This window comes from Propioniciclava soli, assembly GCF_014858005.1.
Classification (GTDB): Bacteria; Actinomycetota; Actinomycetes; order Propionibacteriales; family Propionibacteriaceae; genus Propioniciclava; species Propioniciclava soli.
The window spans coordinates 1-12,203 of record NZ_JACYOT010000013.1; the positions used below are offsets into that span (position 1 = coordinate 1).

General features: G+C 69.6%; 11 protein-coding genes. 9 read left to right on the top strand and 2 right to left on the bottom strand.

The features are described 5' to 3' along the window. Positions 1-2,235, bottom strand: a 2,235-nt coding sequence (locus tag IFY26_RS12685) for a sodium-translocating pyrophosphatase (RefSeq protein WP_332836192.1), incomplete at its 3' end; no start/stop codon positions are given. A 214-nt stretch (positions 2,236-2,449) separates the two neighbouring features. Between IFY26_RS12685 and IFY26_RS12690 the strand changes: the two genes are divergently transcribed. Genes IFY26_RS12690 through IFY26_RS12725 form a run of 8 tightly spaced genes read left to right on the top strand, consistent with a single transcriptional unit; the run spans position 2,450 to position 9,083 of the window. Then, positions 2,450-3,133 carry a helix-turn-helix transcriptional regulator gene (locus tag IFY26_RS12690; protein WP_232549378.1) on the top strand — a complete coding sequence of 228 codons (684 nt, stop codon included), beginning with the start codon at positions 2,450-2,452 and terminating at the stop codon, positions 3,131-3,133. Continuing rightward, entirely contained in the window at positions 3,134-4,570 is a 1,437-nt protein-coding gene (gene sufB / locus IFY26_RS12695) for a Fe-S cluster assembly protein SufB (protein ID WP_232549379.1), read from the top strand. It abuts the gene before it with no gap. A gap of 23 nt (positions 4,571-4,593) precedes the next feature. Next, the gene (sufD, locus tag IFY26_RS12700; RefSeq protein ID WP_232549380.1) at positions 4,594-5,760 is read left to right on the top strand and encodes a Fe-S cluster assembly protein SufD; all 1,167 of its coding nucleotides are present in this window, start codon (positions 4,594-4,596) and stop codon (positions 5,758-5,760) included. Beyond that, positions 5,757-6,077, top strand: coding sequence for a non-heme iron oxygenase ferredoxin subunit (locus IFY26_RS12705; RefSeq protein ID WP_232549381.1), 321 nt, complete (start codon positions 5,757-5,759; stop codon positions 6,075-6,077). Before sufD ends, IFY26_RS12705 begins: the two co-directional genes overlap by 4 nt. A 27-nt stretch (positions 6,078-6,104) precedes the next feature. Further along, positions 6,105-6,869, top strand: coding sequence for a Fe-S cluster assembly ATPase SufC (sufC, locus tag IFY26_RS12710; RefSeq protein WP_232549382.1), 765 nt, complete (start codon positions 6,105-6,107; stop codon positions 6,867-6,869). Further along, a complete protein-coding gene (locus IFY26_RS12715) occupies positions 6,862-8,133 on the top strand; it encodes a cysteine desulfurase (RefSeq protein ID WP_232549383.1) in 1,272 nt (423 codons plus the stop codon). Before sufC ends, IFY26_RS12715 begins: the two co-directional genes overlap by 8 nt. A 42-nt stretch (positions 8,134-8,175) precedes the next feature. Beyond that, the gene (gene sufU / locus IFY26_RS12720) at positions 8,176-8,676 is read left to right on the top strand and encodes a Fe-S cluster assembly sulfur transfer protein SufU (protein WP_232549384.1); all 501 of its coding nucleotides are present in this window, start codon (positions 8,176-8,178) and stop codon (positions 8,674-8,676) included. Beyond that, positions 8,673-9,083, top strand: a complete 411-nt coding sequence (locus tag IFY26_RS12725; protein ID WP_232549385.1) for a metal-sulfur cluster assembly factor — start codon at positions 8,673-8,675, stop codon at positions 9,081-9,083. The genes sufU and IFY26_RS12725 overlap by 4 nt, the downstream gene beginning before the upstream one ends. On the opposite strand, the gene IFY26_RS12730 is transcribed toward IFY26_RS12725, so the two are convergent. Beyond that, on the bottom strand, positions 9,071-10,393 hold the full coding sequence (locus IFY26_RS12730) for an AI-2E family transporter (protein ID WP_232549386.1): 1,323 nt from the start codon (positions 10,391-10,393) through the stop codon (positions 9,071-9,073). The two genes, IFY26_RS12725 and IFY26_RS12730, sit on opposite strands and share 13 nt — an antisense overlap. A gap of 85 nt (positions 10,394-10,478) precedes the next feature. Between IFY26_RS12730 and IFY26_RS12735 the strand changes: the two genes are divergently transcribed. After that, the gene (locus IFY26_RS12735) at positions 10,479-12,080 is read left to right on the top strand and encodes an ABC-F family ATP-binding cassette domain-containing protein (protein WP_232549387.1); all 1,602 of its coding nucleotides are present in this window, start codon (positions 10,479-10,481) and stop codon (positions 12,078-12,080) included. Positions 12,081-12,203: the final 123 nt, after the last annotated feature.

Sequence of the window (12,203 nt, forward strand, 5' to 3'; positions counted from 1 at the left end):
GCCGACGATGGACGCGTCGTGCAGGTCGGTGCCCTTGGCCGCCAGGTCGACCTCGACGATCTTCTTCGCGTTGTCCCACGCCCCGCCGGCGTTGGCCATGAACACGGCCTGGTAGAGGCCGAACAGCGCGATCGAGACGAGGTAGCCGATGAAGAAGTACGGCTCGACGAAGGCGAACGCCAGCGTGGCGAAGAACACGCCCAGGAAGATGTTGAGCATGCCCCGCTGGGCGTAGAGCGTGCAGATCTCGACGACCTTGCGCGAGTCCTCGACCGACGCGCGCGTGGCGTTCTCGTCGAGGCGGATGGTGTCCTTGATGAACTCCACCGCCCGGAACGCCCCGGTGGTGACGGCCTGGATCGAGGCGCCGGTGAACCAGTAGATCACCGCTCCGCCGGCGATGAGGCCGAGCAGGAACGGGGCGTGGAGCAGCGACAGGTTCTCGACGTTGGTGGTCATGCCGTCGGTGAGGCCCATGATGATCGAGAAGATCATCGTGGTGGCGCCGACGACGGCGGTGCCGATGAGGACGGGCTTGGCGGTGGCCTTGAAGGTGTTGCCGGCTCCGTCGTTGTCCTCCAAGAGGTGCTTGGCGCGCTCCCAGTCGGGTCGGACGCCGTGCTCGCGCGCATAGGCGTCCGCGACCCCGGGCACGTCCTCGATGGTGGAGAGCTCGTAGACGGACTGGGCGTTGTCGGTGACGGGCCCGTAGGAGTCGACCGCGATGGTCACCGGCCCCATGCCGAGGAAGCCGAAGGCGACCAGGCCGAAGGCGAACACCGCCGGGGCGGCCATGGACGCACCGAAGCCGAGCGTCAACGAGACGCCGTAGCCGACGCCCATCAACCCGAGGATGGCGATGCCCAGCCAGTAGCCGGAGAAGTTGCCCGCCACGAGGCCGGAGAGGATGTCGAGCGACGCACCGCCGGTGCGGGCCGACTTCACGACCTCCTGGGTGTGGCGGCTCTTCACGGAGGTGAACACCTTGACGAGTTCGGGGATCAGCGCGCCCGCGAGGGTGCCGCACGAGATGATCAGCGAGAGCTTCCACCACGTGGTGCCGTCACCGAGACCGGGTATCAGCAGCCAGGAGGTGAGGAAGGTCAGCGCGATGGAGCACCCCGACGTGATCCAGACCAGCCAGGTGAGGGGCTCTTCGAAGTCCATCGTGGTCGCGCCGGCGTAGCGGGCCCGCGTCCGAGCGGCGTTGACGGCGTACGACACTCCGGACGCGATCACCATGACGGCCCGGATGAAGAACAGCCACACGAGCAGCGTGGCCTGCAGCACGGCCTCGGTGGGCGGGACGGCGAGCATGATGAACGTGACCAGGGCCACGCCGGTCACACCGTAGGTCTCGAAACCGTCGGCGGACGGGCCCACGGAGTCGCCGGCGTTGTCGCCCGTGCAGTCGGCGATGACGCCGGGGTTGCGGGCGTCGTCCTCCTTGATCTTGAACACGATCTTCATCAGGTCCGACCCCACGTCGGCGATCTTGGTGAAGATGCCGCCGGCGATGCGCAGCGCCGAGGCGCCGAGCGATTCGCCGATCGCGAACCCGATGAAGCACGAGCCGGCGATCTCGGCGGGCAGGAACAGCAGGATCACCAGCATCATGGAGAGCTCGACCGAGATGAGCACCATGCCGACGCTCATGCCGGCGCGCAGCGGGATGGTGTGCAGGGGGTAGGGGCGGCCACCGAGCGAGGCGTAGGCCGTCCGCCCGTTCGCGAACGTGTTGACGCGGATGCCGTACCAGGCGATGGCGTAGCTGCCCGCCATGCCGACGAGGCTGAACGCGAGGATGATGCCGACCTGCCCCCAGCCGGAGCCGACCAGGAACCGGAAGTACACGAAGATGACCGCCGCGATGAAGGCCCACAGGATCAGCAGGAACTTGCCCTGCTGCCGCAGGTAGGCCTTGCAGGTCGCGTAGATGAGCTCGGAGATCTCCGCCATCGCGGCGTGCACCGGCAGCCGGCGCAGCGTCACGTAGCTCGACAACCCGAAGAGCAGGCCGCCCAGGCACACGAGCAGGCCGAGGAGCAGCAGGACGGTGCCGTTCACCGCGCCGCCGAGGAACGTGGCGGCCCCCAGATCCGGCAGCCGCAGGTTCGCCTCCCCACCCCCGGCGTGGCCGGACGCGGGCGGTGCGGTCGCGGCGCACCCGGTGAGGGCGGCGGCGAGGCAGGAGGTGGTGACGAGGAGCAGGGCAGAGGGCCGGCGGGTTGACACGGGTGATCCTTTGAATCGCAGCGGACGGCGTCGTTGGTCGTCACTGCGCACACTACGCCGCGTAGTTGACGTGGTGGTCACTTCCACCAGATCGTCCGATTCGCAGCCCGCGCGGTGGGACGCCGCGCGCCCGTCCCGCCCCGTGACCGCCGGGTTTGCACACGCGTGGATATTTGCAAGAATGGTGTTGCAAAAAACGGCCGGAGGAGGGGTGATGGCGGACCAGCAGCGCACGACCGCGCCGGACCCCGTGCTCGAGGACGCCTCGACGCGCGACCGGGTGGCCCGCTCGATCCTCGAGCACGGGCCGTCCACCGCGGCGGAGCTCGCCGAACGCCTCCAGCTCACCCCGGCCGCGATCCGCCGGCACCTGGCGGTGCTGATCGAGGTGGGCCACCTGGGCTCTCGCGACCAGCGCGTCTACGGCCAGCGGGGGCGTGGGCGTCCGGCCAAGGTGTTCTACCTCACCGACACCGGCCGTGCCGAGTTCTACCAGTCCTACGACCAGCTCGCGATCCGTGCGCTGGAGTTCCTGCGCGACCGCGGCGGCGAGCAGGCCGTCGTCGCGTTCGCCGAGCAGACGATGCAGGAGGTCGCGCACCGGTTCGCCGATGACGACCGGGAATACGCCTCGCCCGTCGAGGCGTTGACCGAGGTGCTGAACGAGCAGGGGTTCGTCGCCTCGCTGCAGCCGGTCGCGTCCGGGACGCAGCTGTGCCAGTACCACTGCCCGGTCGCGCACGTCGCCCGCGAGTTCCCCGAACTCTGCGTGGCGGAGACGCGGATGTTTTCGGAGTTGCTGGGCAGTCACGTCCAGCGGCTCGCCACGATCGCCCATGGCGACGGGGTGTGCACCACGCACGTCCCGCGCCCGGTTCACCCAGAAAGGTCCGAGTAGATGACCCAGACCCAGGCGCCAGGCCTCGGTGCGACGCAGGACGAGCACCTCGAGGCGCTCGGCAAGTACCGGTTCGGCTGGCACGACGCGGACTCCGCGGGTGCCTCCGCCCGCCGCGGCCTCAACCAGGACGTGGTGCGCGACATCAGCGCCCGCAAGGGGGAGCCGGAGTGGATGCTGCAGCGTCGCCTCCGCGGGCTCACGCTGTTCGACCGCAAGCCCATGCCCCAGTGGGGTGCGGAGCTGTCGGACATCGACTTCGACAACATCAAGTACTTCGTGAAGTCCACCGAGAAGCAGGCCGCCACGTGGGAGGACCTGCCCGAGGACATCAAGAACACCTACGACCGCCTCGGCATCCCCGAGGCCGAGAAGCAGCGGCTCGTGGCCGGCGTGGCCGCGCAGTACGAGTCGGAGGTCGTCTACCACAAGATCAACGAGGAGCTGGAGCGCCAGGGCGTCATCTTCCTCGACACCGACACGGGCCTCAAGGAGCACCCCGAGCTCTTCGAGGAGTACTTCGGCACCGTGATCCCGACCGGGGACAACAAGTTCAGCGCCCTCAACACCGCGGTGTGGTCGGGTGGCTCGTTCATCTATGTGCCTAAGGGCGTCCACGTGACGATCCCGCTGCAGGCCTACTTCCGCATCAACACCGAGAACATGGGGCAGTTCGAGCGGACGCTGATCATCGCCGACGAGGACTCCTACGTCCACTACGTCGAGGGCTGCACCGCGCCGATCTACAAGTCGGACTCGCTGCACTCCGCGGTCGTCGAGATCGTCGTGAAGAAGGGCGCCCGCGTCCGGTACACGACCATCCAGAACTGGTCGAACAACGTCTACAACCTCGTCACCAAGCGGGCCACGTGCGAGGCGGGCGCGACGATGGAGTGGATCGACGGCAACATCGGCTCCAAGGTCACCATGAAGTACCCGGCCGTCTGGCTGCTCGGCGAGCACGCGAAGGGCGAGACCCTGTCGATCGCGTTCGCCGGCGAGGGCCAGCACCAGGACACCGGGTCGAAGATGGTGCACGCCGCGCCCCACACGTCGAGCTCGATCATCTCCAAGTCGGTCGCGCGCGGCGGCGGACGGGCGTCCTACCGCGGCCTCGTCGAGGTGCAGCCGCAGGCGCACCACGCGGCGTCCAGCGTGAAGTGTGACGCCCTGCTGGTCGACACGATCAGCCGGTCCGACACCTACCCGTACGTCGACGTTCAGGTCGACGACGTGTCGATGGCCCACGAGGCGACCGTGTCGAAGGTCTCCGACGACCAGTTGTTCTACCTGATGCAGCGCGGGATGGGCGAGGACGAGGCGATGGCGATGATCGTGCGCGGCTTCGTCGAGCCCATCGCGCGCGAGCTGCCGATGGAGTACGCCCTCGAGCTGAACCGCCTGATCGAACTGCAGATGGAAGGAGCCGTGGGCTGACGCCCGCGGAGAAGGACGAACACGTGACCATCACCGAAGCTCCCAACGTCTCGGCTGCCGTCGAGACCGTCGAGTCCCACCTCCACCCGAAGCCCAGCTTCGACCTCGCGGACCATCCGGTTCCGACCGGCCGCGAGGAGGTGTGGCGGTTCACCCCGCTGCAGCGCGTCCGGCCGCTGCTCGAGGAGCGGGGGACCGAGGACCGTGACGGCGACCCCGCCGTCGCGTTCACCCTGCGGGCCCCCGAGGGCGTCGAGTCCGGCACCCTGGCGGCGGGCCAGGCCCCGCGCGGCACCGTGCTGGTGCCGGGCGACCGGCCGGCCGCCCTGGCCGACAGCGGCTGCGACGACGCCCGGTACCTCCGCATCCCCGCCGGCACCGAGATCGCCGAGCCCATCCGGCTCGCCGTCGAGGGCCGCGACGCGACCCGGCGGAGCAACGCCGTGCACGTCATCGTGGCCGAGCCCAACAGCTCCGCCACCGTGGTGTTCGACCACACCGGCTCGGCCCAGCAGCTCGAGAACGTCGAGATCGACGTCCGCGAGGGCGCGCGGCTGACGTTCGTGTCGATCCAGGACTGGGCCGACGACACGGTGCACGCCGGCCAGCACGAGGCGCGGGTCGCCAAGGACGCCTTCTTCCGGCACGTCAACGTGAGCTTCGGCGGCGACCTCGTCCGCCTGCACACGAACGTGAGCTACGAGGGCCCCGGCGGGCAGGCCGAGCTGTACGGCGTGTACTTCGCCGACGCCGGCCAGCACATCGAGCACCGGCTGTTCGTCGACCACAACGCTCCGCAGACGAAGAGCAATGTCGACTACCGCGGCGCGTTGCAGGGTGACGACGCCCACTCGGTGTGGGTCGGCGACGTGCTGATCCGCAAGGTCGCCGAGGGTATCGAGACCTACGAGACCAACCGCAACCTCGTGCTCACCGAGGGCGCGCGCGCGGACTCCGTGCCGAACCTCGAGATCGAGACCGGCGAGATCGCAGGGGCGGGTCACAGCTCCACGACCGGCCGCTTCGACGACGAGCACCTGTTCTACCTGACGAGCCGCGGCATCGACCCCGTCGAGGCCCGCCGCCTGGTCGTCATGGGCTTCTTCGTCGACATCATCCGCCGCATCGGCGTCACCGACGTGGAGGAGCGGCTCGTGGCCGAGGTCGAGCGCGAGCTGGGCCACGCATGAGCTGGACGCGCGCGGCCGCCGTGGCCGAGCTCGCCGACGGCCAGCCGTTGAGCGTGGAGGTCGGTGACACGCTCGTCGCGCTGGTGCAGACGGAGGGGGAGGTCTTCGCCATCCGCGACGAGTGCAGCCACGCCCGCGTCATGCTCAGCCACGGTGACGTGGACGGCTGCACCCTGGAGTGCTTCGCCCACGGCAGCCGCTTCGACCTGCGCACCGGCGAGCCGCTCGACCTGCCGGCCACGCAACCCGTCCCCATCTACCCCGTCACCCTCGAGGGCGGCGACGTGCTCGTCGACCTCGACAACCCCCTCAACTGATCGCAACCCGAACCAGGAGTTCCGCACGTGTCTCTCGTCATCAACGACCTGCATGTCGACGTCCTCACCGAGGACGGCCCGAAGCAGATTCTCAAGGGCGTCAACCTCACCATCAACCCCGGTGAGGTGCACGCCATCATGGGCCCCAACGGCTCGGGCAAGTCGACGCTGGCCTACAGCCTCGCCGGCCACCCCAAGTACGAGATCACCTCGGGCTCGGTGACCCTCGACGACACGGAGCTCACCGAGCTCTCCGTCGACGAGCGCGCCCGCGCCGGCCTGTTCCTCGCGATGCAGTACCCGGTGGAGGTGCCCGGCGTGTCCGTGGCCAACTTCCTCCGCACGGCCAAGACCGCGATCGACGGCGAGGCACCCAAGGTGCGCACGTGGGTCAAGGAGGTCAACCAGGCCATGGACGAGCTGGGGCTCGACTCCTCGTTCTCCGGCCGGTCCCTCAACGAGGGCTTCTCCGGCGGTGAGAAGAAGCGCGCGGAGATCGTCCAGCTCCAGCTGCTCAACCCGAAGTACGCCATCCTCGACGAGACCGACTCGGGTCTCGACATCGACGCCCTGCGCGTCGTCGCCGACGGCGTGAACCGCTACACCGCCCAGGGGGACCGCGGTGTGCTGCTCATCACGCACTACACGCGCATCCTGAACTACATCAAGCCCGACTTCGTCCACGTGTACGTGGACGGCCGGGTCGTCACAGAGGGCGGGCCCGAGCTGGCGGCCAAGCTTGAGGAGACCGGCTACGACGCGTACATCGCGCAGGCGCGGGCGAATGCCTGATTTCTCCCTGGCGGACGCGGTGCGTCCCGACTTCCCGGTGCTGAGCCGGGAGGTCGGGGGGCACCCGTTGGCCTACCTGGACTCGGCGAACACGTCGCAGAAGCCGCGCGCGGTGATCGACGCGATGAGCGAGTTCACCGCGCTGCACAACGCCAACGTGGCGCGGGCGATGCACACCCTGGGTGGCGAGGCCACCGCCGGCTTCGAGGGTGGACGCGCCAAGGTCGCGGCCTTCGTCGGCGGGCGGCCCGAGGAGATCGTCTTCACCAAGAACGCCTCCGAGGCCCTCAACCTCGCCGCGCACACCCTCGGGCAGCACCTGCGGTTGGGGCCGGGGGACGAGGTGGTGATCTCCGTGATGGAGCACCACTCGAACATCGTGCCCTGGCAGCTGCTCTGCGAGCGCACCGGCGCCACGCTGCGCTGGTTCGACATCACCGACGACGGCCGGCTCGATCTGGCGCGTGCCGAGGCCGAGGGCCTGTTCAATGAGCGCACCAGGATCGTCTCGCTGGCGTGGGTCAGCAACGTACTCGGCACGGTGAACCCCGTCGTCGAGCTGGCCGCCCGCGCCCACGCGGTCGGCGCCACCGTGGTGCTGGACGCGGCGCAGGCCGTGCCGCAGCTCGGGGTGGACGTCGCGGCGTCCGGCGCCGACCTGGTGGCCTTCACCGGGCACAAGCTGCTCGGCCCGACGGGCATCGGCGTGCTCTGGGGCCGGTACGACCTGCTGGAGCAGTTGCCGCCGTTCCTCGGCGGGGGCGAGATGATCGAGATCGTCACGCTCGAGCGTTCCACCTACGCGCCGCCGCCCGCCCGCTTCGAGGCGGGGACGCCGCCCATCATCCAGGCCGTCGGTCTGGGCGCGGCGGTGGACTACCTCACCGGGGTCGGGATGGAACGGGTCCGGGACCACGAGGCCGCGATCACCGCGTACGCGTTGGAGCGGCTGGCGTCCGTCGAGGGCCTGACCATCCTGGGGCCGACCGAGCTGGTCGACCGCGGGGGAGCGATCTCGTTCACGCTCGCCGCGGCCGACGGCACCGACGTCCACCCGCACGACCTCATGCAGTTCCTGGACGCCCGCGGCATCGCCGTGCGCGGCGGTCACCACTGCGCCCGTCCGCTGCACAAGCGGCTGGGGCGCGTGGCGTCCACCCGGGCGTCGGGCTATCTCTACACCACCCCGGACGAGATCGATCGGCTCGCCGAGGCGCTCGTCTACACGCGGGACTTCTTCTCGGGGGTGGCCCGTGTCCGTTGAGCACACCCCCGGCAGCGGCCGGGACACACGAGGGAGGCGCGCGTGAGCGTCGAGCAGATGTACCAGGAGATCATCCTGGACCACTACAAGGAGAAGCACCACGCCGGCCTGCGGAACCCGTTCGAGGCCGAGGTGAACCACGTCAACCCGAGCTGTGGGGACGAGGTGCTGCTCCGCGTCCACCTCGACGGCGACACGGTCGCCGACGTGAGCTACGACGCGGTGGGCTGCTCGATCTCGCAGGCCGCGACCTCGGTGATGACCGACCTGGTCATCGGTCGCCGGATCACCGAGGCGATGGCGATCGCCGCCGCGTTCGCCGAGATGATGCACGGCCAGGGCAGGGTGGCCGGCGATGAGGACGTCCTCGAGGACGGCATCGCCTTCGCCGGAGTCGCCCAGTTCCCCGCCCGCGTCAAGTGCGCGCTGCTGGGCTGGTCGGCCTGGAAGGACGCGACCACCCAGGCCCTCGCGTCCACCCCCACGCCCCAGTCCACGGACACGACCGACCCGACCGACACGACCGACAAGGAGGATTCATGACCGACGCTCTCCGCCCGTCCGACCTGGTCAAGGACCAGTTCCCCGACGCTCCCGGCGTCGACGGCACCGATGCGGCCGCCGCACCCGTGGCGTCCGACCGGCCCAGCCAGGACGATCTCGAGGAGGCCATGCGTGACGTGGTCGACCCCGAGCTGATGGTCAACGTCGTCGATCTCGGCCTCGTCTACGGCATTCACCTCGACGACGACCTGAACTGCACGATCGACATGACGCTCACCTCGCCGACGTGCCCGTTGACCGACCGGCTCGAGTACGACACCCAGGTGGCCCTGGCCCCGCTGGTGAACTCCGCGACGATCAACTGGGTCTGGCTGCCGCCGTGGACGCTGGACAACATCACCGACGACGGCCGCGAGCAGCTGCGCGCGATCGGCTACAACCTCTGATCAGGCTCGCCAGCCGGCCCTGAACCCGCCTCGGACGCCTCCGGGGCGGGTTTTTCCCTTGCCGGGTCCGCCGCCGAGGAACCGCCCCCGCCCCGGGGCGCCCCACCCCGCGGTCCCTGTGGGTGGGCGCCCCCGGCGCGGGCGTCGTCCGCGTGGGCGTCCTGGGCGGCCACAGCGGACACGGCCCTGCCCGTGTCGGCCTCGCGGACGTTGCCGGGCTCGCTCACCGCGGCCAACACGTCGGGATTCGCGGTGGAGGGGTCGTTGGAGATGAACGCGTTGAGCCAGCGCAGGCGGGGGTCGTGGTCGACGAACAGGGCCTTGGCCAACAGGGTCATCGGCAGGGCGAGCAGGGCGCCCAGGGCCCCGAGCACCCAGCTCCACAGCAGCAGCGACAGCAGGGCGACCGTGGCGGTGACGCCCACGGCGTCCCCGTTGAACTTGGGCTGGACGATCGACTGGATGACGAAGTTCGCCACGCTGTAGATGATCACCACGAGCAGGGCGGTGAGGGGGTCGTTGGCCAGCAGGGCCATGATGGCCGGCGGCACCAGGCCGATGACGAAGCCGATGTTGGGGATGTAGTTGGTGAGGAAGCTCAGGATGCCCCACACGAGCGCGAGCGGCACGCCCAGCCACATCAGCGCGATGACGTCGATGACCGCGACGATGAGGCCGAACACCGACGTGACCACCCAGTAGCGGCGGACGCCGAGCGTGTAGTCCATCACCGACAGCCACACGCGGGGCTGGTGGGCGTTGAGCGCCCGGTTGCGGGCCCCGAACGTGCTCGAGTCGATCGTCATCATGAAGATCATCGTGACGAGCACCACGAGCAACGTGACGACCGAGGTCACCTCGCGCAGCAGGCCCTGGAGGAGGCCCGCGAAGTTGACGGGGTTGATCTGCTGCAGCTGGCGGCTGACCTCGGCCTCCGAGACGCCCCAGCTGCCCAGCCAGTCGACGGTCTGGCGGTACATCGTCCAGAACTGACCCTGGTAGCTCGGCAGCTCGGCGATCAGCGAGGTGATCGCCCACGTCAGCATGTAGAAGAACGCGCCGAGGATGGTGAAGACCAGCAGCCCCAGCACGACGGAGGCCACCACGCGCGGCATCCCCGCCTCGATGAGCTTCGGTTGGATGGGGTAGGCGGCGATGAACAGGCTCACCGTCAGGAAGAACGGGCCGACGATGTCGTTGAACTCCCGCATCCCGACCAGCAGGACGACCAGACCGGCCATCGTGACCACCGTCGACATCGCCGAGGGGCCCTGGATTCCCGGGGTGACCTTGTGGGTGCGTTCCGCCATGGCGGCAGCCTAGTGCCGGCGGCCGACGTTTCCGTCCGCCCCCGGGGTGAGCCGCCGGTGCCCTGAGCCGGTAGAGTGGATCCTCGTGATTGTCGCCCGGGAGCTCGCCGTGTCCGTGGGCGCGCGCACCCTGTTGGAACCCACGTCCTTCCAGATCGCCGCGGGCGACCGTGTCGGCCTCGTCGGCCGCAACGGGGCGGGCAAGACCACGCTGACGCGCATCCTGGCCGGCGAGGGGCAGGCCTCCGGCGGAGCCGTGCAGAGCACCGGGCTCGTCGGCTACCTGCCGCAGGATCCCCGCACCGGCGACCTCGACGTGTGGGCGCGTGACCGCATCCTCTCCGCCCGTGGGCTCGACACCATCCTGACGCGCCTCGAGACGCACTCCGGTGCCATGGCGTCGGCCACCGACGATGACGCGCGCGACGCGGCGATGGCGAAGTACGCCCGCGCCGAGGCCGAGCTGGCGTCCGCCGGCGGTTACGGCGCCGAGTCCGAGGCCGCGCGCATCGCGGCCAACCTGGGCCTGCCCGAGCGCGTGCTCACCCAGCCGATCCGCACCCTGTCGGGCGGTCAGCGGCGGCGCGTCGAGCTGGCGCGCATCCTGTTCTCCGGTGCCGACGTGCTCCTGCTGGACGAGCCCACCAACCACCTCGACGCCGACTCGGTCGTCTGGTTGCGCAGCTTTCTCGCCAACTACCCGGGTGGCGTCCTGGTGATCAGCCACGACACGGGCCTGTTGGACGCCGTCGTCACCAAGGTGTTCCACCTGGACGCGAACCGCGCCGAGCTCGACCAGTACGCGTTGACGTGGAAGAAGTACCTCGTGCAGCGCGAGGTGGACGAGAAGCGACGGCGGCGCGAGCGGGCCAACGCCGAACGCAAGGCGGGCCGGCTGTTCGAGCAGGCCGAGAAGATGGGCGCCAAGGCCACCAAGGCGGTCGCCGCGCAGAACATGGCGCGCCGCGCGGAGAAGCTGCTGGCCGCCACCGAGGGTGAGCGGGTGGCCGACAGGGTGGCGAAGATCCGTTTCCCCGATCCGGCGCCGTGCGGCAAGGTGCCGCTCACGGCGTCCGACCTCTCGAAGAGCTACGGGTCGCTGGAGGTGTTCACCGGGGTCGACCTGGCGATCGACCGCGGCGCCAACGTGGTGGTCCTCGGCCTGAACGGGGCGGGCAAGACCACGCTGCTGCGCCTGCTGGCCGGTGTCGAGGAGTCCGACACCGGGGAGGTCACTCCCGGGCACGGGCTGCGCCTGGGCTACTACGCCCAGGAGCACGAGACCATCGACGTGCACCGCTCCGTGCTGGAGAACATGGTGTCGGCGTCGCCGGGGCTGGACGACACGCAGGTGCGCAAGATCCTCGGGTCGTTCCTGTTCACGGGCGACGACGTCGACAAGCCGGCGCGCGTGCTGTCGGGCGGGGAGAAGACGCGCCTGGCGCTCGCCATGCTGGTGGTCAGTGCCGCCAACGTGCTGCTGCTCGACGAGCCGACCAACAACCTCGACCCGGCGTCGCGGCGCGAGGTGCTGGAGGCGATCCGGACGTACGCGGGCGCGGTGATCCTCGTGACGCACGACGAGGGCGCCGTCGAGGCCCTGCAGCCCGACCGGGTGCTGCTGTTGCCCGACGGTGACGAGGACCTCTGGAACCCCGAGTACGTGGAGCTGATCTCCCTCGCCTGAGGATTCGACGGGGCCGTCCCGGGCCCGCCGTAGGGAAATCGTTACCTCGCAAATCCGCACCCGTCGCCCCCCGCGGTGTTAGGTTGACGAGCACATTCGTTACCCCCGACGAAGCGAGGTGCG